Below are 22,097 nucleotides of genomic sequence, written 5' to 3'. Positions count from 1 at the left end.
AATTAGGTTGCCTTATTGATTTGAGTGTGGAGTTCGGTGAGCTCCGGCAGCAGTTCGAGCATTAATCCCACCTGCTGCAAGACCAACTGTTCTTTGCTTTCAGGTTCCGGAACGGCTCTGCGAATGCGCTCCGCCAGCTGTTCCAGCGCTTTCGCAATGCGCTGGCTGTTCCGTTCTTCCTGATGCAAGGCGCCGTCCACGTAACACACGGCATCATTGAGCAGATCGAGTGTGGCAGGGGTATTCAGCCGCTCGCGGTGTGCCCCTAACGCCGAGATATAACTCAGGAGAGTGTGGTTTAGGCAGAGCAGGCGGAAGGCGGCTTCCTGTAATTCCTTGTCGGCCTTGGGATCGGCGGACATGTTGGAGATGACCGAAGCCAGTTCGGCATCGCTGTTGTGGGCATCTCGCCGCGCAATGCGGTAGGCGAGGCCGTTATCCTTACCCTGGTGGTATTGCACCAGAATGGCGTCCAGATAACGGCAGTTGGCATTCAGCGTTTTATCCACCACCGCCGGCAGTTGGCGGAACTTCCAGTCTGGCCAGATAAAGCTGACCGCCGCCCAGGCGATGGCGCAACCCAACAAGGTATCGTAAACGCGTGGTGCAGCCACTTCGAATCCCTCACCCAACAGGTTAAAGCACAGCAACACAAGCAGCGTGATGAACATCGTTGCATGGGCATACTGTACGGTGCGAAAAGCGAAGAACAGGACACCGGTGATGACGATCAACACCAGTTGCCCTTCCAGTGAAGGCACGAAATAGAGGATTGGCAGGCCGATCAGGATACCGGCCAGGGTGCCGATGATGCGCAGCGCCAGGCGCCGGCGGGTAGCGTTGTAGTTCGGTTGACAGACGAACAGGCTGGTCAACAGGATCCAGTAACCGTGCTGCATGCCGGTGAACTGGATGAAGGCGTAACCCACGCACAGCACCGCCGACATGCGGATCGCGTGGCGGAACAGGGCCGACTGCGGCGTCAAATGGCGGCTGATACGCAGCCGGATATCGCTCCAGCCGGTTAAGCGATCGTCGGCCAGGCTGTTCTCTTCTGCCTGCCCGCTGGCCAGCGTCTGCTCTGACTCGATATTGGCCAGCTGCGCATCGATCGCATGCAGGTTTTTCAGCAGGTGCGCCAGCGCCTTGGTTTGCTCTGAATTGCCCTGGGTTTCGGCGATGCGTGCCAAGGCTTCCTGAATGCGGCTGAAGGCCGGCTCAAAACGCGGATTGTGCTGGTATTTTTGCCGCAGCAGGATCGATTGTGCCAGTTGGCGGCAGGCGCGCGCCTGCATGCTCAGCAAACGCTGGAAGCGGAATAAAATATCGCTGTGACGGAATTGTCGGCTGAGCGCGTGATACTGAACGTGGGAAGAGCTGGCGCGTTCGTGGATATCCTGCGCGACAAAATAGTAGTGCAAGGTGCGGCGGGTGCCGCGCTGGCCGCGATCGCCTTTCAGGCGCGTCAGCAGCGAGGCTTTGGTCTGGTTAAGCAACGCGACCAACGCGCTGTTGGCCATCGCGACATCCATCCATGGCAGGTCGGCGTCGCGTTCGGCGTCGGGATCGAACAGATTGGCTTTGGCATCCAGATAGTTGGCCAACTGATCGTAGCAGCGCGCCAGGTTCTCTTGCAGTGGCCGGATAGGGAACAGCAGGTGGCCCGCCAGCGTCAGCAGGTTGTACCACAGAGCACCGATCACCAGCAGCAGCGGTTGCTGATACCAGGCATCGTACATAGCAGTGCCGAGCATGGTGTAAACCGCGATCAACAGCGCGCCGAAGGCGATGGTGGCGTAACGTTGCCCCAAGGCGCCCAGAAGGATAAAACCGCAGGTCGACGTGGTTAAGCCAAGGGCGAACAACCAGGGGTAGGGGAACAGTAGCTCGATTGAAGCGGAGGCGACAAAGAAGCACACCAACGTGATCAGCAGGTTGCGTAACCTGCCGGCCAGGCGATCATCCAAATCGGTCAGGGCCGCTGCCACGACGCCCAGCGTTAGCGGGATGGTCAGCTTGGGAATGCCCAGCCACCAGGGAACGGCGGTGGTGCCGATCAGCGCAATAAGGATGCGCAGGTGATACAGCAGATTGCTGTTGTAGGTGTAACGACGTACTGCGGGTGCAAAAGAACGCACAAAAAACTCCTCAAACGGAGAAAAAATTAACGCTGATGATAGTGGCGGCGAGCATTCTCAATACGCGCTTGCTGAGCCATTTCTACCGAGACGACACGGCGCCCCACCGGCCACAGCGCGATGGCGGCTATTTTGAAATTGGCGATGCCCACCGGAATGCCGATGATTGAAACGCATTGCACGATGCCGGCGGCGATGTGTGACAGGCACAGCCACCAGCCGAACAGCACCAGCCAGATAATGTTGAGCAGTGAGCCGCCGGCGGAGAGCAGCGCATTGCTTTTTTCCGGGTGCAGTTCATCGACGTGTATCGCTTCGTTGCCGAACGGCACCAGCGACAGCTTGGTGATTTCCCAGCAGGAGCGGGTGAGCGGCAGTGTGACGACCAGCAGCACGCTGAACACCGTAGCAATAAGCCAGCCTAACGTGGTGAAGAAACCGCCCAACACAAAATTAAGAATATTCAGTACAGTACGCATAGACGTCATTCTGCTCTAATGATGGTCAAACCGCGATGCGGGCGTATTCACGATAAAAACGCAAAATCTATTCTACCCTTTTTTTAGCGCTAGAGTGCCACTGCTTATCGCAGGTAAACTGGCAGATATCCGTTATTTACTCTCAACATAGTCATGGCGCGACGATATGGAACTTAAAGCGACATCGCTGGGGAAACACCTGGCTCAGCATCCTTATAACCGCGTGCGGTTGCTGCACGCCGGCGTTGAGGTGAGCGGGGAAAAACATGAATACCTGATCCCCTTCAATCAACTGATTCAGGTCAGGTGCAAGCGTGGCATCGTCTGGGGTGAGCTGGAATTTGAATTGCCGGACGAGAAAGTGGTGCGACTGCACGGCACCGAATGGCAGGAAACGCAGCGTTTTTATCACTATCTGCAGCAGGCGTGGCAGCAGTGGAGCGCCGAAATGAGTGAGGTCAGTGCCGGCGTCTTGCAACAGCAGGTGGCACAGATTCAGCGCATTGAGCAGCAAGATAAATGGTTCAAAAAGTCTGAGCTGGGCAAGCTGCAGCAGCAAATCCGTGAGGCTTTCTCCGCGCTGCCGATGCCGGTGGCGCGCCTGGAGGAATTCGATAACTGCCGGGCTGATTACCATCTGTGTCTGCAATGGCTGCAGCAGGGGCATCGCAGCGTTGAACAACGCAACCGGCAGTGGACCGATCGCATGCTGGAGCAACATCACGACTTCTTCCAGACCGTCGAGAGCTCACCGCTCAATGACTCCCAGAGCCGTGCGGTCGTCAACGGCGAAGATTCCGTCCTGGTATTGGCGGGGGCCGGCAGCGGCAAGACGTCGGTGCTGGTGGCGCGCGCCGGTTGGCTGCTGCGCCGTCAGGAGGCGGAGCCGGGCCAAATCTTGCTGTTGGCGTTCGGCCGTCAAGCTGCGGGGGAGATGAATGACCGCATCAAAGCGCGTTTGGGCGATGTCGGTATTCAGGCCAAGACATTCCATGCATTGGCGCTGCAGATCATTCAACAGGGCAGCCGCAAAGCCCCGGCCATCAGCCGGTTGGAAACCGATGCCAACGCGCGCAAAGCGTTGCTGATTACCCATTGGCGCCAACAGTGCGCTGAGAAGAAAGCCCAGGCCAAGGGATGGCGTCAATGGTTGACCGACGAGCTGGAATGGGAAGTGCCAGAAGGCGACTTCTGGCAAGATAAACGCCTCGCGGATCGGCTGGCGGGCCGCTTGGAACGCTGGCTGGGGCTGATGCGCATGCATGGCGGCAGCCAGGCGGAAATGATTGAGCAGGCGGATGAAGACATCCGCGATCTGTTTTCGAAACGCATCCGGCTGATGGCGCCGCTGCTGAAAGCCTGGAAAAGCGCCTTGAAAGAGGAAGGGGCGGTGGACTTCTCCGGCCTTATCCATCAGGCGGTCAACATTCTCGACAAGGGGCGCTTCGTCAGCCCGTGGAAACATATTCTGGTCGATGAGTTTCAGGACATCTCGCCGCAGCGTGCGCTGTTGCTGGCGGCGCTGCGTCGGCAAAACAAGCAGACCTGCCTGTTTGCGGTGGGGGATGATTGGCAGGCGATTTATCGCTTCAGTGGCGCAGAGTTGACGTTAACCACGGCTTTTGCCACCCACTTCGGCGAAGGTGCCCAGTGCGCGTTGGACACCACTTATCGCTTCAATGAACGTATCGGCGAGGTGGCCAACCGGTTCGTGCAGCAAAACCCGCACCAGCTGAAAAAACCGCTCAACAGCCTGAGTAAGGGCAATAAAAAGTCGGTGGCGATCCTGCCGCACGAGCAGCTGGAGCCCCTACTGGATAAACTGAGCGGCTATGCCAAGCCGGATGAGCGCATCCTGGTGTTGGCGCGTTACCACCATCTGAAACCGGAAGCGCTGGCGAAGGCGGCCACCCGCTGGCCCAAGCTGGATCTGGAGTTTATGACCATCCACGCCAGCAAGGGGCAGCAGGCGGAATACGTCATCATCGCCGGTTTGCATGAAGGGCGTGATGGTTTCCCCGCCGTGGCGCGCGAGTCGGTGTTGGAAGAGGTGCTACTGCCGCCGCCGGAGGATTTCCCGGATGCCGAAGAGCGTCGTCTATTGTATGTCGCGTTGACGCGCGCCAAACATCAGGTATGGCTGTTGCAGGATCGTGAACGCCCTTCGGTGTTCGTCGACCACCTGCAGGATCTTGGCGTACCGGTGCAGAAAAAACCGTAGGCATCAGGCCTGGCCGCAGCCAGGCCGCGAGGACTATTTCAGGCGGTCTTGCAGGTAGCGCTGATAGTCGGGGATAGCGATCTCTACCTCGCTTTTGAACAGCGGAGAGTCGATCAGAAAGTCCGCAGTCGAGCGGTTGGTGGCCACCGGAATATTCCATACGGTCGCCAGCCGCAGCAGCGCTTTCACGTCCGGATCGTGCGGCACCGCGTTCAGCGGATCCCAGAAGAAGATCAGCATGTCTATCTTGCCTTCCGCAATCAGTGCGCCAACCTGCTGATCGCCCCCCATCGGGCCGCTCAGCATGCTGGTGACTGGAATGCCGCTGGCGCGCTGGATCAGGTTGCCGGTCGTGCCGGTGGCGTACAGTTGGTGCTGCGCAAGAATGGTCTTGTGGCTTTCTACCCACTCCAACAGGGCCTGTTTGCGGTGATCGTGCGCTACCAGCGCAATGTGTTTGCGTGCGGCGATAGTGCGGGTGGTCAATTCCATCTCGGTGTCCTTCGCTAATCGGGGATGTGCGACAGATTACTGAAACTGTTTTTCACTGCCTAGCGTTTGCGCCTGAAAATGCGAAGAAAAGGCGCCTTTGCGGGGAAAGACGCCGGGAAGGATCAGCGAACCGGCTGTTTATTGGCCCAGCGCAGGAAGCGCTTTTGGGTTTCCTTGTCCGCTTGTTGAAACCAGTATTGCAGCATTTGCTCCGACACGTTTTCACCTTTCAACGTCACCGTCGGGGCGTTTATCGGCGTGCCGGCCAACGCGAGGGCTGAGGGATTGCCTGCGTTCACCTGAACAAAGGTCGGAACGGAGGCTGGGCGGTTCTGGCGGTTGTAATCGGTCATCACCTTTTCCAAATCGGTATTGAAGGTGACGCTGTCGGGATGCAGCACATCATGCCGGAATGGCAGGGCGTTGCCGTCTTTATCGACCACCAGATAATTCAACGTTCTGTCAAAGCGTTGCGCATCACGATCGTTCTCGATGCGTGGGAGTTCGATCGCCACTTGGCTGATCTTTTGCGTATTGAAGGTGGCAACCAGCGGCAGGGACGTATAGGCCTGTGTATGCTGGCCGGCACGTACGGTTTTGGTCACTTTAAACAGCAACTGGTGCTGCCCGCCATCCAGTTCAAGGCTGTCGGCACCTTTTAACAACGAACCTGTCATTTTCTTGCCGTCGACCACCAGCAGGTCGATGTCCGGGGAGAGTTTCAGGGTCGTAGCCGCGGCAGGCATACTGATGCTGAGCAACGCCGCAACCACCAGACCAAATTTCATCATTATCTCCTTATAAAGTGACGTAGCTCTAAGTGTTGAACACGGCATAGGTTGTGTCAAAATTTTTCAAGCGGGTATTTTGTTTACATTTTTACATATTTTATCGCGATTAGACACGACCGTGCGCAGCTGAACCGCGACAGCCTCTGACCATAAGATTGCGGTGAAGTTTCCTTCGCATTAGCGTTTAACCGAGCGAATGCCGATCGGTTACACTCGAAGCGAAGAGTGACGCACTGATAAACGGGAGTTGAAGATGCAAGATCAAGAGATTGTTGAGCTGTTGCAGCAGGTGAAAACCATCGCGCTGGTGGGCGCCAGCGATAACCCGTCGCGGCCCAGCTATGGGGTGATGGCGTATCTGTTGGCACAAGGGTATCAGGTGATCCCGGTTAGCCCCAAACTGGCGGGGCAGACGCTGCTGGGGCAACAGGTTTACCCTACGCTGGCCGCTATCCCACAGCCGGTAGATATGGTTGACGTGTTTCGCAATTCGGAGGCGGCTTACGGCGTGGCGCAAGAGGCGATAGCAATCGGTGCCAAGGCGCTCTGGCTGCAGATAGGGGTGATTAACGATCAGGCGGCAGAGCTGGCGCAACAGGCCGGGTTGCGTGTAGTGATGGATCGCTGCCCGAAAATAGAAATCCCGCGCTTAGGGTTGGAGCGCTAAATAAAAAGGGCCAGGCGCGATGCCGGGCCCTCTCGGGTTTCTCAGGTCTTGGCGCGGTCAATTGCGCAAGCGTGGCGCCTGTAGCTGGTGACGGATGGATTCCGCCAGTTCGTCCAGCGATGGTTGCTCGGGATGTGCCTCCTGGGCTTCGCTATCCAGCTGCGCTTCCGCCAGATAGGTGTGTACCGGTTGGCCTTCCTCGTCTTCCATCACCACGTGGTACCAAGGGGCTGAACGCAGTTCATCGTTCGCCGCTATCTCGTCAGCTTTGGGTTGTTCTAAAGAGTATTCTGGGTCGATATCGATCACGACGCCTAAATACCCCAGCAGTTTATGCCTAACCTGTTGTCCGATACCGAATTTGCTGGCAATCATGATGACCTCCTGAGAAACAATGCCTTGCTCATATATGGGGGCAAGGCAGCGCATTTCAAGTTACATCACCCGACAAGCGAATCCTTTCAGATACAGCCCTTCAGGGTATGTGGCGATCACCGGGTGATCGGCAGCCTGTCGAAACTGCTCTATAAATTGTACATCACGTCCGGCATCTACAGCGGCGTCGGCCAAAATTTTCTGGAACAGGTCGGTCGGCATCAGGCCGGAGCAGGAGAAGCTGAGCAGAATGCCGCCCGGATTCAGCAGCTGCAGCGCCAGCATATTGATGTCTTTGTAGCCGCGGCAGGCGCTGGCCAGCTGATTCTTGTTCTCGACGAATTTAGGCGGATCCATGATGATCAGATCGAATTTTTCGCCTTGAGCCCGGTAGTTGCGCAGTAGCTGGAACACGTCATCGCGGACGAACTCCGCCTTGTTCAGATCCAGCTTGTTGAGCTCGACGTTCTGTTTGGCGATATCCAGCGCCGCCTGTGAGGTATCCACGCTGATCACTTGCTCGCAGCCGCCCATCAGAGCGGAAACGGCGAAGGCGCCGGTGTAGGAGAAGCAGTTCAGCACCCGGCGGCCGGCAGAGTAGTTCCGCGCCGCCAGGCGACTGTCGCGTTGGTCGAGGTAGAAGCCGGTCTTGTGCCCTTGCTGAATGTCCACCAGCAGCTTCATGCCGTGCTCGGTGATAGGCAGCAGTTCCGGCGGCAGATCGCCCAGCACCGGGCCCTGCGCCAGCGGCAAGCCTTCTTTTTTACGCACCGCAACGTCGGAGCGATCGTAGATCGAACATTCCGGGTAGCAATGCTGCAGAGCGGAAAGCAGGGCCGGGCGCTGGTATTCGGCACCGGCGGACAGCAACTGCAGCACCAGGAAATTCTGGAAGCGATCGATAGTGATGCCCGGCAGGCCGTCGGACTCGCCGGCGATCAGACGGTATCCGTCCAGACCGTCGCGCTGCGCGATCCAGTCGCGCCAGCTTTGTGCTTGCTGCAGGCGGCGAATGAAGAAATCGATGTTAATCTCTTCATCCTGCTGGAAAGTCCAGACGCGTGCGCGGATCTGCGACTCGGGCGAATAGGCGCCGCGCGCCAGCCACTTGCCCTGGCTGTCGAGAATATCGATGGTTTCACCGGAGAGGGCTTTACCCTCAACGCGTTGAACGGCGCCGGAGAACACCCAAGGGTGGCGACGGAGTAAGGACTTTTCACGTCCTTTGGCGAGAAACAGGCGTACGGTCATAATTAATAATGCTGCCAGCTAGGATAGAAAGAGTGACACGGCGGTGCAAAGGCACGCAATGCCATAACGAAAACTGAATAAGGGGGCGATTATGACACAAGTTTGCATAGCTGCGTATGTGTATGGCGTGGTGCAGGGGGTCGGGTTCCGCTATTCCACCCAGCGGCAGGCTGAGGCGCTGGGGGTGACCGGCTATGCGCGCAATCTTGATGACGGCAGCGTCGAGGTGGTGGCCTGCGGCGCACAGGCACAGGTGGACAAGCTGGTCGAATGGCTGAAACAGGGCGGCCCGCGCAGCGCGCGCGTCGAACGCGTGCTGCTGGAGCCGCAGGGCGTGGCCGATTACGCCGGGTTTGGCATTCGCTATTGAATGCCCGCCTGCCGCGGCGCTGCGGGCGGAGCGGTCAGATGCATTTTACCGGTTTCGGCAATCCGGCGATCTTGGTGGCTTGTTTGGCCGGCCCCTTTGGGAACAGGCGATACAGATAGCGACTGTTGCCTTTTTCTTCGCCGTATTTCTGCGCCATGGCTTTGACCAGCATGCGAATAGCCGGTGAGGTATTAAATTCCTGATAGAAGTCGCGCACGAAGCGTACCACTTCCCAGTGTGCTTCGGTGAGCACGATCTCTTCCTGAGCGGCCAGCAGCGACGCCAGGCCTTCATGCCAGTCGGCGCTGTTTTTCAAATAGCCTTGCGCGTCAGTGTCGATAACCTGACCTTCAAACTCCAACATACTGCCTCGATAACGGATAATTCGGAACGGCTGCCAGTTTAGCAAATTTTTTCGGCCGCAAAAAACAAAGCCCCGCCGGAGCGGGGCCAGGAAGGCATGCGTAACGTGCAATCAGTTACTGCGGGCGAAGCCCAGAATGCTCAACAGGCTGATGAACATGTTGTAGAGCGACACGTACAGGCTAACGGTGGCGCGAATGTAGTTGGTCTCGCCGCCGTGAATGATGTTGCTGGTTTCCCACAGGATCGCGCCGGCGGAGAACAGGATGAACAGCGCGCTGATAGCCAGGTGCAGGGCAGGGATCTGCAGGAACAGGTTGGCGATCACCGCCACCAGCAGTACCACAAAACCGGCCATCATCATGCCGGACAGGAACGACATGTCTTTACGGGTGGTCAGCACATACGCCGAGCAGCAGAAGAACACCGCTGCGGTGCCGCCCAGCGCCAGCATGATCAGGTCGCCCGCGCCGGCGTTCAGGAACGAGCTGAGAATTGGGCCGAGGGCGTATCCCATGAAGCCGGTCAGCGCGAACGCCGCCAGAATGCCCGCCGGGCTGTTGGCCAGTTTATGGGTCAGGAACATCAGGCCATAGAAACCGACCAGCATCAGCAACAAACCCGGCGCCGGTAGACCCAGCATCGTGCTGGCGGTTGCGGTCAGGGCTGAGAAGGCCAGCGTCAGGGATAACAGGAAATAGGTGTTGCGCAGGACTTTATGCGTGCTGAGCAGCGAGTCGCGCGAAGAAGATGAGACGACAATGCGGTCCATAATGCTCTCTCTTATCAAGCCATCACAAAATAATCCCGATAATAGGCAGCGCAAGCGCTTGATTAAAGTTTGTTTACCAATCTTTACCCTTAGTTATCATTGTTGCAACAGCAGGCGCTGCGGTTGTGCGTTTGTTCGCCGTTTGCTGCACCTTCGCCGATTTTTCGCGCGGTTGAACGTGTCCGGGCTTTACAAGCGAATGAGGTCTGTTTATAGTGCGCGTCGTTGCGGAGGGGTGGCCGAGTGGCTGAAGGCAACGGTCTTGAAAACCGTCGACGGGAAACCGTTCCAGAGTTCGAATCTCTGCTCCTCCGCCATACATTCTGACCCCGTGCTCTCTGAGCACGGGGTTTTTTGCTTTTGCGTGCGCAGAAACTGGGGCGCTTTTGCAGGAAACGCGATCGACTATTGATAAGGGCCTCGTATCGGTGAGATTATGCCTTCATCAAGGTCGGCCGCTCGGATGCCTGCTGTTGTCAGACGTGACCGGTGCGATAATCAACGCCGCCTTATCTATTTCGCTTAATGCTCTATGGAGACAGAGATGAATTGGTATCAAGTCGCCTTATGGACCATGATTTTTCTGAAGTCTGGCGCTTTCCTGGTGTTTGTGTGGTGGTGGATGTTCAAGCGTGCGACCAAACCTTATGTGCGCCCGCAAGACGTCGTGGTAGATGATACGCCGTACGACGAGAATCTCACCATGGAAGAGGTGATGAAAAATCACGGCATCGTCCGTACGGATATGTCGGTAAAATAGCTCCCCCTGCCCAACCGGTATCTGGGGCGCGTTTGCCACGAGTGCGCCCCATTGTGTTTCTTCGCTGCCTCTCTACTCCCCCCTCAACGTCAGCCTGACGGCTAGATTGCCTAAAATGGGCATGGCGCAGGTGCTGAGTAACAACCAACCCGGCTACACGCCGTTCTCGCTGAATATCAGCTGCCAGAATATGCAGCAGGAATGCTCTGCCGATCGCGCCATCTCACTGTTTCACGTCGCCGCCGGCGGCAGCCTGAACAGTCACTTCATCATCGGCATGGGGGCTTATTATTACCCTTATCAGCGCGATGGCGTCACGCAGGGGGAAATCAACACCTCGGCCACGTTGAATATCATCTATCCCTGAGAGGCTCGGGGCTGGGAGAACCGGTGCGCAACCTGCTTCGTTCACCGGTGTTCCGTCGGGCGTTCGAAAATATGCGCGCCGGCGCCCTGTTGGCCCAAAATATCGTTTGGGTTGCGCAGCGGGCAGTCGGTGAGCGACAGGCAGCCGCAGCCGATGCAGCTGTCGAGATGGTCGCGCAGCACCGTCAGCCGCTGAATGCGCTCATCCAGCGTTTTGCGCCAGGCGGAGGACAAAATCCCCCATTGTTCGGAGGTCAGCTTGCTGCCGGTGGGAAAGCGGCCCAGCGCGGCGCGGATCTCCTCCAGCGGAATGCCCGCGCTTTGCGCGATTTTGATCACCGCGATGTAGCGCAAGACCACCGGCGTGTAGCGGCGCTGGTTACCGGCGTTGCGCGTTGCCTGAATCAGCCCCTTACTCTCGTAAAAGTGCAGCGCGGATACCGCCACACCGCTGCGCTTCGCCACTTCCCCCACGGTCAATAGCCGATAGGTGTCAATCGGTTCATTTCTTGCCATTCCAGGTTCCTCAGCTTGACCTCAAGTTAACCTGAGGTTTTATAGTGCAGCCAGCCGGGCTTGGCAACCGGCATCTCTTGTCACCTGCCTGCGCTGCGTCGGGGGAAGGATGACTTTGGCTGTAAAATCAGGAAGAAACCGTTACATGATGAAACGATACCTCATTATTGCCGCGCTGCTGGCGACGCTCGCCGTCGCCGCCGTGGCGATGCGTTCCACCGCGCGACAAAACGAAGGCGCGCCGGCCTATCCGCCGGTGAAAGTGGCGCTGGCGCCTGCCGTGCGAGAACAGGCGGCGCGCAGCTATGCCGGCGTGGGCGAGCTGGAGGCGGCCAGCCAGGTGGCAGTGGCAGCGGAGACCAGCGGGCGCATCACGCGCATTTTGTTTGAATCCGGCCAAACGGTGCGGCAGGGACAGCTGCTGGTGCAGCTCAACGATGCGGTCGAGCAGGCTGAGCTGGTGCGCCTGCAGGCGCAATTGCGCAATGCCGATCTGCTGTTGGCGCGTATGCGCAAGCTGATGAACCTCAACGCCACCGCGCGGCAACAGTTGGACGATGCGCTGGCCGAACGGGATATGGCGCTCGGTGCGGTGCAGGAAACGCGGGCCAAAATCGCGCAAAAGGCGATCCGTGCGCCGTTCGCCGGCACCATCGGCATTCGCCGCGTGCATGAAGGGCAATACCTCAACGCCGCCGACGCGGTGGCGAACCTGGTGGACGCCGATACGCTGCGCGTCAACTTCTCGCTGGACGAACAAAGCAGCGCCGGGCTGGCGCTGGGGCAGGCGGTGTCGGTGCAGGTTGGGGCGTATCCCGATCGCGCTTTCCCCGCCGCCATTACCGCTATCGACCCGATGATCGGCAAATCCCGCACCGTGCAGGTGCAGGCGACGTTGACCAACCGCCAGGGGTTGCTGAAGGCCGGCATGTACGCCGGCATTCGCGTCACGCAGCAGCAGCGCGTGGCGGTGTTGACGGTGCCGGAAACGGCGCTGACCTACACGGCCTACGGCGATACCGTGTTCGTGGCGCAGCAGGGTGAAAAGGGCATGACGGTCAAACGCGTTTCGGTCGCCGTGGGTGAGCGCAACGACGGGCGCGTCGAGATCGTCAGCGGCCTGCAGGAAGGCGAGCGGGTGGTGACCTCGGGTCAGCTCAAGCTGAGCGACGGCATGGCGGCCGAACCGGTGGCGCAGGATACGCTGAACGCCGCCCAGGCCGGTTCTTGAGGAGAGACCGATGACATTTACCGATCTGTTCGTGCGCCGGCCGGTGCTGGCGCTGGTGGTCAGCACCCTGATCCTGTTGTTCGGCGCGCTGGCGCTCAGCCAACTCCCGATCCGCCAATACCCGCTGTTGGAAAACTCCACCATCACCATCAGTACCGACTATCCCGGCGCGTCGTCCGAGCTAATGCAGGGCTTTGTCACGCAGCCGATCGCTCAGGCGGTGTCGTCCGTCGAGGGCGTTGACTACCTTTCTTCCTCCTCGGTACAGGGGCGTAGCGTGGTGACGGTGCGCATGGCGCTGAACCGCGATTCGACCCAGGCGTTGACCGAAGTGATGGCCAAGGTCAACCAGGTACGCTACAAGCTGCCGGAGCAGGCTTACGATCCGGTGATTGAGCGCTCCGCCGGTGAAGCTACCGCCGTGGCCTATGTCGGCTTTTCCAGTAAAACGCTGTCCACGCCGGCGCTGAGCGAATACCTGACGCGGGTGGTGGAGCCGATGTTCACCACTATCGATGGCGTCGCCAAGGTGGAAGTGTTCGGCGGGCAAAAAATGGCGATGCGCCTGTGGCTGGACAGCGATCGGCTGGCCGGCCGCGGCCTAACCGCCGCCGACGTGGCCGACGCGGTGCGGCGCAACAACTACCAGGCGGCACCGGGCAAGGTGAAAGGGCAGTATGTGGTTGCCAACGTGCGGGTGAATACCGATCTCACCAGCGTGGAGGAGTTTCGCAATCTGGTGGTGCGCAACGACGGCAACGGCCTGGTGCGCCTGAAAGACGTCGGCACCGTCGAGCTGGGCGCGGCGGCCACGGAAACCAGCGCGCTGATGGATGGCGAACCGGCGGTGTTCCTCGGCGTCTTCCCCACGCCGACCGGCAACCCGCTGGTGATCGTCGACGGCATTCGTCACCTGATGCCGGCGATCGACAAGATGCAGCCGCCGGGCGTGAAAATGGCGCTGGCGTTCGAAACCGCACGCTTTATCCAGGCCTCGATTGATGAAGTGGTGCACACCCTGATCGAAGCGCTGGCGATCGTGGTGGCGGTGATCTACCTGTGTCTGGGATCGCTGCGCACCGTGCTGATCCCGGTGGTGACCATTCCGCTGTCGATCCTTGGCGCCGCCGGGCTGATGCTGGCCTTCGGCTTCAGCGTCAACTTGCTGACGCTGCTGGCGATGGTTTTGGCGATCGGTCTGGTGGTGGACGACGCCATCGTGGTGGTGGAGAACGTGCATCGTCATATCGAAGAAGGGAAAACGCCGCTGGCGGCGGCGATGATCGGCGCGCGCGAAGTGGCGGGGCCGGTGATCGCCATGACCCTGACGCTGGCGGCGGTCTACGCGCCGATCGGCCTGATGGGCGGTCTGACCGGCGCGCTGTTTCGCGAGTTCGCGCTGACGCTGGCCGGCGCGGTGGTGGTGTCCGGCGTGGTGGCGCTGACGTTGTCGCCGGTAATGAGTTCGCTCCTGCTGCCGGCCAAACAGAGCGAAGGGCGCGTGGCGCGCGCCGCCGAGTGGTTCTTCGGTGGCCTGACGCGGCGCTATGCGCGCGCGCTGGATTTTTCGCTGCACCACCGTTGGGTGACCGGCGCGCTGGCGCTGCTGGTGATGATCAGTCTGCCGCTGCTGTACCTGATGCCGCAGCGCGAGCTGGCGCCGACGGAGGATCAGGCCATCGTACTGACCGCCATCAAAGCGCCGCAGCATGCCAACCTGAACTATGTCGAACGCTTTGCCTACAAGCTGGACGAGGTTTACAACCGCATGCCGGAAACCGAAAGCCGCTGGATCATCAACGGCAGCGACGGCACGGCGTCCGGCATCGGCGGCATCAACCTGACGCTGTGGCAGGCGCGCCAGCGCTCGGCGTCGGCGGTGCAGGCCGATCTGCAGCGGGCGGTGAACGACGTCGAAGGCACCAGCATTTTCGCCTTCCAACTGCCCGCGTTGCCGGGCTCCACCGGTGGACTGCCGGTGCAGATGGTGCTGCGTACGCCGCAGGACTACCCGCAACTGTACCGCACCCTGGAAGAGGTGAAGCAGAACGCCAGAAACAGCGGCCTGTTTATGGTGGTGGACAGCGATCTGGACTACAACAACCCGCTGGCGGAGGTGCATATCGATCGCGCCAAGGCCAACAGCCTGGGGATCCGCATGAGTGACATCGGCGAATCGCTGGCGGTGCTGGTGGGAGAGAACTACCTCAACCGCTTCGGTATGGACGGGCGCGCCTATGACGTCATCCCGCAGAGCCTGCGCGAACAGCGGCTGACGCCGCAGGCGCTGGCGCGGCAGTACGTCCGCACGCAGGACAATACGCTGGTGCCGCTCTCTACCGTGGTGTCGGTGGCCGTTAAGGTCGAACCGAACAAGCTGACCCAGTTTAACCAGCAGAACGCCGCCACCCTGCAGGCCATTCCCGCACCCGGCGTTTCGATGGGCGAAGCGGTGGCCTTCCTCGAACGGCAGGCCAATGCGCTGCCGGCCGAATTTAGCCACGACTGGCAGGGGGATTCGCGCCAATATACCCAGGAAGGCAGCGCGCTGGCGTTCGCGTTCCTGGCGGCGTTGGTGATCATCTACCTGGTGCTGGCGGCGCAGTATGAGAGCCTGAAGGATCCGCTGATCATCCTCATCACCGTGCCGCTGTCGATCTGCGGCGCCTTGCTGCCGCTGGCGCTGGGTTACGCCACGATGAACATCTATACCCAAGTCGGGCTGGTGACCCTGATCGGGCTGATCAGCAAGCACGGTATTCTGATGGTGGAGTTCGCCAACGAACTGCAGATGCATCAGGGGCTGACGCGGCGCGCCGCGATTTTGCAGGCGGCGCAAATTCGCCTGCGGCCGGTGCTGATGACCACCGGGGCGATGGTGTTCGGCTTGATCCCGCTGCTGTTCGCCAGCGGCGCCGGGGCTGCCAGCCGCTTCGGCCTGGGGCTGGTGATCGTGTCCGGCATGCTGGTGGGCACGCTGTTCACCCTGTTTGTGCTGCCGACGGTGTACACACTGTTGGCGCGCGATCACGCGGTGGCGTCGCCCCGGCAGCGTGAGTTGGCCGCCGCGCAAAAGGCGCTGACGGAATAAACCGCCGGCGCCCGTATGAAAAATAAACCCGCCTCGGCGAGTTTTTTCGTCAGTTTTTGCAGCCCATCAGGTCCGGCAGGACGCCGGGCTTGCTCTTCAGCGAAGCCTGTACGTCGTCCGGCAGACCGGCCCAGATGATCAGGCCGGTACGTTTCTCGATCTCGTCCACCGTCACGCGGAATTGGCAGAAATCGGCGCCCTTCGGCGTGTTTTGATCGAACAGGAAAGCGGCATAGTGGTTTACCGCTGGGCTGTTGTTGATGAAAATCACCTTCCAGTAGGCGCTGGGGATGGTGTGCGCTTTCTGGGTGCCCGGCAGTTTGCCCATATCGCGCTCATACAACGGCCCGGTCACGGTATAGACCGAGGAGATGTCGGCGCGATCGATCAGCTTGCGTTCCTGATCTTCCAGCCGCGCCCAGGCGCCCTGGTTAAGATCGGACTTTTGCGGCGTGATGTTGGACAGGTAGTTCAGCGATTCCCAGTCGGAAACGCCCGCCAGCGAGGCCAGCGGCGCCTGATGACCGCGATCGACCTTCAGCGCCGCGTTGGCGCCGGTGTAATCGGCGGGCGCCAGGGTGTCGGCCGGATTGAGCGCCGGGTCGGTTTTCCAGTTGCGCGTCTTGCCGCTGGCCGGCGTGTCTTTGGTGATGTGATAGGCCACCCAGTTGGCGAACTTGGTGGTGCTGTTGTTGTTCAACGTATAAGCATGACGCACGATCGACACGTTGCTGCTGCCGCCGGTCGGGCAGCCGACCGCGCAGTTGTCGATGGATTCGAGCGTGTCGGCCGACGCCTGTGCGGCGAACAGCAGGGCGGCCAGGGCCAACATCTTGTTGTTAAAGCGCATATTCATATCCTCAATAAGTTAAAAAATACTGTATACATTTACAGTAAATTAAACTTATCGCAGTGAAACGAATACAACAATGCAACATATTCATGTTGTGAATGTGTCAGTCATAGTACAGCCATGCTGCACGTGAAATGCGGCAAAAATGAAAACGGCGTCCAACAGACGCCGTTTCAAAGGGGGGAGGATTACTCCAGCAGGTCGTTGACCGTGCGGCGCACATAGTGCGTCATTTGCGCCAGATCGTCCGGCGACACCGGGCCGCCGCCGGCGCGCACCACCTGCTGTTCGATCTGGGCGATCTCTTGCTCGACCTTGTTGGCGATTTGCACTTTGACTATCTTGTCCACCGAAGACAGCAGCACCTTCAAGACCACTTTCAGCGCGATGTTCTCGCAGAACGAGTCGTAGTGATGAACCGGCGGCGGCGGGGCCGGAGCCGGCTCGGGCGCGCGCGGAGCCAGAGCCTTGAAGCTGTCTACATTTTCAATAATAAGATCCATGTCTCTTATTAGTTCATCAAAATCTTTAGACACTGACTTATTCCCTTCGCTGTGCGCAAAAAACAGAACGCCCGTCCTCGGGCTGAAAGCGGATGAGCGACGGGCAGAACGAATTCGGGCCTGGCCTTCAGACGCTGAATGGCCGGGGGACGGGCATTCTAACCTTGCGGCGGGTCGGCAACAAGATGGGGCCGTGCGAATGCGCGGCCCTTTGAATCACAGGCGCAGGAGGGTGCTTAACTTTTCAGCTTGGCGGTGATTTTTGCCACGTGCTCGCCCTGATAGCGGGCAATGGTCAACTCTTCGTTGCTCGGTTGCCGCGAACCGTCGGCGCCGGCGATGGTGGTGGCGCCATACGGGGTGCCGCCGCGTACCTGCGAAACGTCAAACAGCTCTGGCGTGGCATAGCCGATCGGCACGATGATGAAACCGTGGTGCGCCAGCGTGGTCCAGGTGGAACTGATGGTGTGTTCCTGGCCGCCGCCGGTGCCGGTAGAGGAGAAGACGCTGCCTACCTTGCCGTACAACGCGCCGGAAGCCCACAGGCCGCTGGTCTGATCGAGGAAGGTGCGCATCTGCCCGGCCATATTGCCGAAGCGGGTCGGCGTGCCGAAGATAATGCCGTCATAGTCCGCCAGCTCCTGCGGGCTGGCGATCGGCGCCTGCTGATGTTGTTTGCCCCCGGCTTTGGCAAAGGCCTCCGGCGTCATGGTTTCCGGCACGCGTTTAATCGTCACGTCCACGCCGCTAACCCGATTCGCGCCTTCGGCCACCGCCTGCGCCAGGTGTTCGATATGGCCGTACATTGAGTAATAAAGCACCAACACTTTCGTCATGTTCCGTACTCCCGCTCAGATGATTAACAAAAACCCTTGATAAGCATAGAAGCGAATGACGAATTTGGTTTTGTCGAATGGCGGATTCAGGGCAAGCGCCGCAGCTTGTGCGCCAGCCGCTGTTCCTGCCAGCGGCTGAAGACATTGCGTAGCAGCAGGGTGCGCACCGCCCGCATGACCAGCGCGAGGCTCATGCCGCCGATCGCCCACAGCGACCAGAGATATTGCGGGTGGGTAAACCCATTGATGGCGAACAACATCACGCCAATCACGGCGAAACGCACCGCCATGCTCAGCAGTTTGCCTTCTGCCGCGACCTGGCGACGAATACGCTGTTCGTCAGGCGTCTCCTCCTCCATTACCTGTTGCGGCTGCGCATTGAGATCGCTGACCTGCACGCCCAGCGCGGCAGCGATCGCGGTCAAGGTTTCCAGGCTGGCCTGTTCACCGTTTTCAATCCGCTGGACGGTGCGGGTGCTGAGGCCGGCGATCGTCGCCAGCTGCTCCTGCGACCAGCCTTTTTCCAGACGTAATGGCCTGATGCGGTACTTTTGCATGGTGCACTCCTGAGTTCGCTGTCACTTTCATTCAGTGTAGGGCGAGCGGGGTGGCGGCGCCACGACAGCGGCACGACAGCGAGACGACATCCGCCGCCGGCGCGGGCCGGCGGGCAGTCAGAAGGCGACGTTGCGGATAAAGCGCAGGGGCTGGCCGCCGTGGTTGGCGTAAGCGTAGCGTTGATCGCTGTTGAAGGTTTGCGCGGCGCCGGCGGTGAGCGTCAGCGTATCTTGTTCCAGCTCCAGCGTCAGGGTACCGGCAATCACGTAGATCATTTCGCTCCAGCCTTCGGCGTCCGGCGCAGAGTCATAGCGCTCGCCCGGCATCAGCGTCCATTCCCACAGCTCGGCCCGCTGCCGCGCCGGTACGCTGGCGGCGAACAGCGCCTGGCTGCCCGGCTTCGCGCCTTGCCAGGCCAGTTCCCCCACCAGATGGTTGCCGCGCGCTTCCGGCGCCTGGATCAGATCGGTGAAGGAAATCGTCAGGGCGGCGGCGATCTTATCGAGCACCGCCAGGCTGACGTTGCGATCGCCGGCCTCGATGCCCGCCAGCATGCGGCGGCTGACGCCGGAAAGCTCGGCCAGCGCCATCTGGCTCAGGCCCGCCCGTTGGCGGTAGCCGCGCAGGTTGCTGCTCAGGTACTGCAGCACCTTGGGGGGATCGGTTTTTGCGTTATGCGCCGTATTGCTCATCGCCGGACTTTATCTCATACTGGCAGGATCTGTGCATTATATTGCACTCAGCAGGAAGGGCAAGCCGGTGTCAGCAGCAAAAAAATCCTTTATTTCCACCGTGGTTCCGCAAATCAGGCTGCCGGAGGCGGTGTTGATTTTCATCACCATGATCTGGGGCGGCACCTTTTTGGCGGTGCATCATGCGATGCAGGTCAGCGGGCCGTTCTTTTTCGTCGGCCTGCGTTTCGCCACCGCCACGCTGGCGCTGACCCTGTTTTCGCTGCGCGTGTTGCGCGGCCTGACCCTGTATGAACTGAAGGCGGGCGGGCTGATTGGGCTGGCGATCATGTTCGGCTACAGCATGCAAACCGTCGGCCTGCAGACCATCACCAGCAGCCAATCGGCGTTTATCACCGCCATGTACGTGCCGATCGTGCCACTGTTGCAATGGTTGGTGCTGGGGCGGTTCCCCGGCATTATATCGTGGATCGGCATTCTGCTGGCCTTTACCGGCCTGATGCTGCTGGCGGCGCCGAGCAGCACCGACATGACGCTGAGCCTCGGCGAAATTCTGACGCTGGCCGGCACCCTGGGCATGGCGGCAGAGATCATTTTGATCGGCGCTTTCGCCGGCAAGGTGAATATCCGCCGGGTGACCATCGTGCAGCTGGCGACCGCCTCGCTGGCCTCATTTTTGATGATGGCACCGACCGGCGAGTCGCCGCCGCCGTATTCGGATTACCTGCTGTACAGCGCCATTGGGCTGGGGCTGGCCAGCGCCTTGATTCAGCTGACCATGAACTGGGCGCAGCGCAGCGTTTCGCCGACGCGGGCCACGGTGATTTACGCCGGCGAACCGGTCTGGGCGGGCATCGTCGGGCGGTTGGCCGGGGAGCGTTTGCCGGGCGTGGCGTTATTGGGGGGCGCGTTGATCGTGATTGGGGTGGTGGTCAGCGAACTGCGCGTGCGGCGCAAGGATAAAGCGGCGGTGGCGACGGAAGCGGATTAGCGCAGAGGCACAAAAAGAAGTAAGGGGCGGAGATATCCGCCCCTTTTTGCATCACGCGGTTTTCTTCTTGCGCAGGAACACGTAAGACAGGCCGAGCACGATGAACCACAGCGGGGTGACGATCAGCGCCTGGCGGGTGTCTTCGCGCAGCGACAGCAGCACCAGCACGAACACGAAGAACGCCATGCACACCCAGCACATCAGCTTGCCGGCAGGCATCTTGTAGATCGATTTCTGGTGCAGCGCCGGGCGCTGTTTACGGTAGACCAGGTACGAACACAGGATGATGGTCCAGACGAACATGAACAGAATCGCCGATACGGTGGTCACCAGGGTGAAGACCGTCATCACGTTCGGGATCAGATAAATCAGCACCACGCCGCCCAGCAGGCAGATGCAGGAGAAGGTGAGGCCGTTGGCCGGCACCGCGCGCTTGGACAGGTTGGCGAACGATTTCGGCGCGTCGCCTTCCTGCGCCAGCCCGAACAGCATGCGGCTGGTGGAGAACACGCCGCTGTTGGCGGAAGAGGCGGCGGAGGTCAGCACCACGAAGTTGATCACGCTGGCCGCAGCCGGCAGGCCGATCAGCACGAACAATTCAACGAACGGGCTCTTGTCCGCCACCACGGAATTCCACGGCGTCACCGACATGATGACGATCAGGGCGAACACGTAGAACATGATGATGCGGATCGGAATCGAGTTGATGGCGCGCGGCAGCGATTTCTCCGGATCCTTGGTTTCTGCGGCGGTGGTGCCCACCAGCTCAATGCCGACGAAGGCGAATACCGCAATCTGGAAGCCGGCGAAGAAGCCGCTGATGCCTTTCGGGAACATGCCGCCGTCATTCCACAGATGGGTGAATGAGGCCACGGTGCCGGTCGGCGACTGGAACTGCATGGCGATCATCACCAGCCCGGCGACGATCAGCCCGACGATGGCGACGATTTTGATCATCGCAAACCAGAACTCCATTTCGCCGAACATCTTCACGGTCGCCAGGTTAAGGCCAAGCAGCAACAGCACGCACAGCAGCGAAGCGATCCATTGCGACAGCCCGGGGAACCAGAACTGGGCGTAGGCGGTGATCGCCACGACGTCGGCGATGCCGGTGACCACCCAGCAGAACCAGTAGGTCCAGCCGGTGAAGAACCCGGCCCACGGGCCGAGCAGATCCGCAGCGAAATCGCTGAACGATTTGTATTCCAGGTTGGACAGCAGCAGCTCGCCCATGGCGCGCATCACGAAGAACAGCATAAAGCCGATGATCATGTACACGAAGATGATCGAAGGGCCGGCCAGGCTGATGGTTTTACCGGAGCCCATAAACAGGCCGGTGCCGATGGCGCCGCCGATGGCGATCAGTTGAATATGTCGGTTAGTGAGGTTTCGCCGTAGATGATCTTCTGAAGCGGGCGTCGCGTCAGTCGCTATTTTAGAGTGATCTACCATCTGATGATGTCCTGTTTTACCTGTCATTAGTGAAGTCGTGAGCTCTGAAGTGGCTCTTTTTTATACATTTATCCGGTTGGTCCGGCTTTAGTAAGGTAGTGCAATAACGCCACCTTTGTGCAACATGTTTACAACATTTATACGCGGGATAAAAGTCGAACAATCTTTACACGGAGGAGGCAAATCGGACGTTCAGGGAGCGGAAGATTACTCTTCAAAAGATGGGATGAACAGACCTTATGCGGCTTATCTCGTTGATTAAACAAAGGGTTGCAAAATTCGCATGAGAAAAAGTAATGAGTGTAAGCGTTTGACAGCGATGGCGGCGA

General features: G+C 59.6%; 23 protein-coding genes and 1 tRNA gene. 9 read left to right on the top strand and 15 right to left on the bottom strand.

The genetic code is table 11. The features are described 5' to 3' along the window. Nucleotides 1-2: 2 nt before the first annotated feature. Together yccS and ACYF6X_RS11420 are read right to left on the bottom strand one after the other, a co-directional pair. On the bottom strand, nucleotides 3-2,138 hold the full coding sequence (gene yccS / locus ACYF6X_RS11425; RefSeq protein ID WP_107227733.1) for a YccS family putative transporter: 2,136 nt from the start codon (nucleotides 2,136-2,138) through the stop codon (nucleotides 3-5). Nucleotides 2,139-2,164: 26 nt separating this feature from the next. After that, on the bottom strand, nucleotides 2,165-2,617 hold the full coding sequence (locus tag ACYF6X_RS11420) for a YccF domain-containing protein (protein WP_107227734.1): 453 nt from the start codon (nucleotides 2,615-2,617) through the stop codon (nucleotides 2,165-2,167). A gap of 166 nt (nucleotides 2,618-2,783) precedes the next feature. On the opposite strand from ACYF6X_RS11420, the gene helD reads away from it, so the two are divergent. Then, nucleotides 2,784-4,838: a DNA helicase IV gene (helD, locus tag ACYF6X_RS11415; protein WP_130017649.1), complete on the top strand. Its 2,055-nt coding sequence runs from the start codon at nucleotides 2,784-2,786 to the stop codon at nucleotides 4,836-4,838. A gap of 33 nt (nucleotides 4,839-4,871) precedes the next feature. Here the strand turns inward: helD and ACYF6X_RS11410 are convergent, their stop codons facing one another. Together ACYF6X_RS11410 and ACYF6X_RS11405 are read right to left on the bottom strand one after the other, a co-directional pair. Then, nucleotides 4,872-5,330, bottom strand: coding sequence for a methylglyoxal synthase (locus ACYF6X_RS11410; RefSeq protein WP_015377363.1), 459 nt, complete (start codon nucleotides 5,328-5,330; stop codon nucleotides 4,872-4,874). 122 nt (nucleotides 5,331-5,452) lie between these two features. Continuing rightward, nucleotides 5,453-6,118: a DUF2057 family protein gene (locus tag ACYF6X_RS11405; RefSeq protein WP_063989460.1), complete on the bottom strand. Its 666-nt coding sequence runs from the start codon at nucleotides 6,116-6,118 to the stop codon at nucleotides 5,453-5,455. Between the two features lie 256 nt (nucleotides 6,119-6,374). On the opposite strand from ACYF6X_RS11405, the gene ACYF6X_RS11400 reads away from it, so the two are divergent. Next, nucleotides 6,375-6,788: a CoA-binding protein gene (locus ACYF6X_RS11400; RefSeq protein WP_130017650.1), complete on the top strand. Its 414-nt coding sequence runs from the start codon at nucleotides 6,375-6,377 to the stop codon at nucleotides 6,786-6,788. Nucleotides 6,789-6,845: 57 nt separating this feature from the next. Here ACYF6X_RS11400 and hspQ read toward each other — a convergent pair whose 3' ends face one another. Together hspQ and rlmI are read right to left on the bottom strand one after the other, a co-directional pair. Beyond that, nucleotides 6,846-7,163: a heat shock protein HspQ gene (gene hspQ / locus ACYF6X_RS11395; RefSeq protein WP_033637900.1), complete on the bottom strand. Its 318-nt coding sequence runs from the start codon at nucleotides 7,161-7,163 to the stop codon at nucleotides 6,846-6,848. Between the two features lie 60 nt (nucleotides 7,164-7,223). After that, entirely contained in the window at nucleotides 7,224-8,414 is a 1,191-nt protein-coding gene (rlmI, locus tag ACYF6X_RS11390; RefSeq protein WP_130017651.1) for a 23S rRNA (cytosine(1962)-C(5))-methyltransferase RlmI, read from the bottom strand. Nucleotides 8,415-8,505: 91 nt separating this feature from the next. On the opposite strand from rlmI, the gene yccX reads away from it, so the two are divergent. Further along, entirely contained in the window at nucleotides 8,506-8,784 is a 279-nt protein-coding gene (gene yccX / locus ACYF6X_RS11385) for an acylphosphatase (protein ID WP_063989463.1), read from the top strand. A 34-nt stretch (nucleotides 8,785-8,818) separates the two neighbouring features. Here the strand turns inward: yccX and tusE are convergent, their stop codons facing one another. Both tusE and yccA read right to left on the bottom strand, forming a co-directional pair. After that, nucleotides 8,819-9,148: a sulfurtransferase TusE gene (gene tusE, locus ACYF6X_RS11380; protein WP_130017652.1), complete on the bottom strand. Its 330-nt coding sequence runs from the start codon at nucleotides 9,146-9,148 to the stop codon at nucleotides 8,819-8,821. Between the two features lie 111 nt (nucleotides 9,149-9,259). Then, the gene (yccA, locus tag ACYF6X_RS11375; RefSeq protein WP_004928091.1) at nucleotides 9,260-9,919 is read right to left on the bottom strand and encodes an FtsH protease modulator YccA; all 660 of its coding nucleotides are present in this window, start codon (nucleotides 9,917-9,919) and stop codon (nucleotides 9,260-9,262) included. Nucleotides 9,920-10,148: 229 nt separating this feature from the next. On the opposite strand from yccA, the gene ACYF6X_RS11370 reads away from it, so the two are divergent. The 3 genes from ACYF6X_RS11370 to ACYF6X_RS11360 all read left to right on the top strand — a co-directional run bounded on the left by ACYF6X_RS11370 (nucleotide 10,149) and on the right by ACYF6X_RS11360 (nucleotide 11,046). Next, nucleotides 10,149-10,236 (top strand) — tRNA-Ser (locus ACYF6X_RS11370). A 227-nt stretch (nucleotides 10,237-10,463) separates the two neighbouring features. Beyond that, complete coding sequence (locus ACYF6X_RS11365) at nucleotides 10,464-10,679, top strand: hypothetical protein (protein ID WP_016928277.1); 216 nt, start codon at nucleotides 10,464-10,466, stop codon at nucleotides 10,677-10,679. A 115-nt stretch (nucleotides 10,680-10,794) separates the two neighbouring features. Further along, nucleotides 10,795-11,046 (top strand): hypothetical protein, encoded by a 252-nt coding sequence (locus ACYF6X_RS11360; protein ID WP_063989465.1) that lies wholly within the window; start codon nucleotides 10,795-10,797, stop codon nucleotides 11,044-11,046. A gap of 41 nt (nucleotides 11,047-11,087) precedes the next feature. On the opposite strand, the gene soxR is transcribed toward ACYF6X_RS11360, so the two are convergent. Further along, on the bottom strand, nucleotides 11,088-11,561 hold the full coding sequence (gene soxR / locus ACYF6X_RS11355; protein ID WP_130017653.1) for a redox-sensitive transcriptional activator SoxR: 474 nt from the start codon (nucleotides 11,559-11,561) through the stop codon (nucleotides 11,088-11,090). A 145-nt stretch (nucleotides 11,562-11,706) separates the two neighbouring features. Between soxR and ACYF6X_RS11350 the strand changes: the two genes are divergently transcribed. Next, a complete protein-coding gene (locus ACYF6X_RS11350; RefSeq protein ID WP_063989467.1) occupies nucleotides 11,707-12,792 on the top strand; it encodes an efflux RND transporter periplasmic adaptor subunit in 1,086 nt (361 codons plus the stop codon). Nucleotides 12,793-12,802: 10 nt separating this feature from the next. After that, complete coding sequence (locus tag ACYF6X_RS11345; protein ID WP_107227740.1) at nucleotides 12,803-15,883, top strand: MexW/MexI family multidrug efflux RND transporter permease subunit; 3,081 nt, start codon at nucleotides 12,803-12,805, stop codon at nucleotides 15,881-15,883. Between the two features lie 49 nt (nucleotides 15,884-15,932). Here ACYF6X_RS11345 and ACYF6X_RS11340 read toward each other — a convergent pair whose 3' ends face one another. From ACYF6X_RS11340 to ACYF6X_RS11320, 5 genes are all read right to left on the bottom strand, one after another. After that, on the bottom strand, nucleotides 15,933-16,733 hold the full coding sequence (locus ACYF6X_RS11340) for a DNA/RNA non-specific endonuclease (RefSeq protein WP_107227741.1): 801 nt from the start codon (nucleotides 16,731-16,733) through the stop codon (nucleotides 15,933-15,935). A 191-nt stretch (nucleotides 16,734-16,924) separates the two neighbouring features. After that, nucleotides 16,925-17,239 (bottom strand): hypothetical protein, encoded by a 315-nt coding sequence (locus ACYF6X_RS11335; protein ID WP_016928271.1) that lies wholly within the window; start codon nucleotides 17,237-17,239, stop codon nucleotides 16,925-16,927. A gap of 236 nt (nucleotides 17,240-17,475) precedes the next feature. Next, nucleotides 17,476-18,075: an NAD(P)H:quinone oxidoreductase gene (wrbA, locus tag ACYF6X_RS11330; RefSeq protein ID WP_406880047.1), complete on the bottom strand. Its 600-nt coding sequence runs from the start codon at nucleotides 18,073-18,075 to the stop codon at nucleotides 17,476-17,478. A gap of 86 nt (nucleotides 18,076-18,161) precedes the next feature. Next, the gene (locus ACYF6X_RS11325) at nucleotides 18,162-18,632 is read right to left on the bottom strand and encodes a helix-turn-helix domain-containing protein (protein WP_063989471.1); all 471 of its coding nucleotides are present in this window, start codon (nucleotides 18,630-18,632) and stop codon (nucleotides 18,162-18,164) included. Nucleotides 18,633-18,749: 117 nt separating this feature from the next. Continuing rightward, nucleotides 18,750-19,325: a helix-turn-helix domain-containing protein gene (locus ACYF6X_RS11320; RefSeq protein WP_130017655.1), complete on the bottom strand. Its 576-nt coding sequence runs from the start codon at nucleotides 19,323-19,325 to the stop codon at nucleotides 18,750-18,752. Nucleotides 19,326-19,392: 67 nt separating this feature from the next. Here ACYF6X_RS11320 and ACYF6X_RS11315 point away from each other — a divergent pair, with 67 nt between their 5' ends. Then, entirely contained in the window at nucleotides 19,393-20,316 is a 924-nt protein-coding gene (locus ACYF6X_RS11315) for a DMT family transporter (protein ID WP_130017656.1), read from the top strand. Nucleotides 20,317-20,367: 51 nt separating this feature from the next. On the opposite strand, the gene cycA is transcribed toward ACYF6X_RS11315, so the two are convergent. After that, nucleotides 20,368-21,768: a D-serine/D-alanine/glycine transporter gene (cycA, locus tag ACYF6X_RS11310; RefSeq protein ID WP_107227744.1), complete on the bottom strand. Its 1,401-nt coding sequence runs from the start codon at nucleotides 21,766-21,768 to the stop codon at nucleotides 20,368-20,370. Between the last annotated feature and the right edge of the window lie 329 nt (nucleotides 21,769-22,097).

It is taken from the genome of Serratia sp. ID 25-353 (assembly GCF_054792795.1).
The sequence above is the reverse complement of the archived record's forward strand: the minus strand, read 5'-3'. Positions and strand labels throughout refer to the sequence as shown.

Coding starts and splice junctions, on each gene's coding strand:
- ACYF6X_RS11420 (WP_107227734.1), bottom strand. CDS start 2,617: ATGCGTACTGTACTGAATATTCTTAATTTTGTGTTGGGCGGTTTCTTC.
- helD (WP_130017649.1), top strand. CDS start 2,784: ATGGAACTTAAAGCGACATCGCTGGGGAAACACCTGGCTCAGCATCCT.
- ACYF6X_RS11410 (WP_015377363.1), bottom strand. CDS start 5,330: ATGGAATTGACCACCCGCACTATCGCCGCACGCAAACACATTGCGCTG.
- ACYF6X_RS11405 (WP_063989460.1), bottom strand. CDS start 6,118: ATGAAATTTGGTCTGGTGGTTGCGGCGTTGCTCAGCATCAGTATGCCT.
- ACYF6X_RS11400 (WP_130017650.1), top strand. CDS start 6,375: ATGCAAGATCAAGAGATTGTTGAGCTGTTGCAGCAGGTGAAAACCATC.
- hspQ (WP_033637900.1), bottom strand. CDS start 7,163: ATGATTGCCAGCAAATTCGGTATCGGACAACAGGTTAGGCATAAACTG.
- rlmI (WP_130017651.1), bottom strand. CDS start 8,414: ATGACCGTACGCCTGTTTCTCGCCAAAGGACGTGAAAAGTCCTTACTC.
- yccX (WP_063989463.1), top strand. CDS start 8,506: ATGACACAAGTTTGCATAGCTGCGTATGTGTATGGCGTGGTGCAGGGG.
- tusE (WP_130017652.1), bottom strand. CDS start 9,148: ATGTTGGAGTTTGAAGGTCAGGTTATCGACACTGACGCGCAAGGCTAT.
- yccA (WP_004928091.1), bottom strand. CDS start 9,919: ATGGACCGCATTGTCGTCTCATCTTCTTCGCGCGACTCGCTGCTCAGC.
- ACYF6X_RS11365 (WP_016928277.1), top strand. CDS start 10,464: ATGAATTGGTATCAAGTCGCCTTATGGACCATGATTTTTCTGAAGTCT.
- ACYF6X_RS11360 (WP_063989465.1), top strand. CDS start 10,795: ATGGGCATGGCGCAGGTGCTGAGTAACAACCAACCCGGCTACACGCCG.
- soxR (WP_130017653.1), bottom strand. CDS start 11,561: ATGGCAAGAAATGAACCGATTGACACCTATCGGCTATTGACCGTGGGG.
- ACYF6X_RS11350 (WP_063989467.1), top strand. CDS start 11,707: ATGATGAAACGATACCTCATTATTGCCGCGCTGCTGGCGACGCTCGCC.
- ACYF6X_RS11345 (WP_107227740.1), top strand. CDS start 12,803: ATGACATTTACCGATCTGTTCGTGCGCCGGCCGGTGCTGGCGCTGGTG.
- ACYF6X_RS11340 (WP_107227741.1), bottom strand. CDS start 16,733: ATGCGCTTTAACAACAAGATGTTGGCCCTGGCCGCCCTGCTGTTCGCC.
- ACYF6X_RS11335 (WP_016928271.1), bottom strand. CDS start 17,239: ATGGATCTTATTATTGAAAATGTAGACAGCTTCAAGGCTCTGGCTCCG.
- wrbA (WP_406880047.1), bottom strand. CDS start 18,075: ATGACGAAAGTGTTGGTGCTTTATTACTCAATGTACGGCCATATCGAA.
- ACYF6X_RS11325 (WP_063989471.1), bottom strand. CDS start 18,632: ATGCAAAAGTACCGCATCAGGCCATTACGTCTGGAAAAAGGCTGGTCG.
- ACYF6X_RS11320 (WP_130017655.1), bottom strand. CDS start 19,325: ATGAGCAATACGGCGCATAACGCAAAAACCGATCCCCCCAAGGTGCTG.
- cycA (WP_107227744.1), bottom strand. CDS start 21,768: ATGGTAGATCACTCTAAAATAGCGACTGACGCGACGCCCGCTTCAGAA.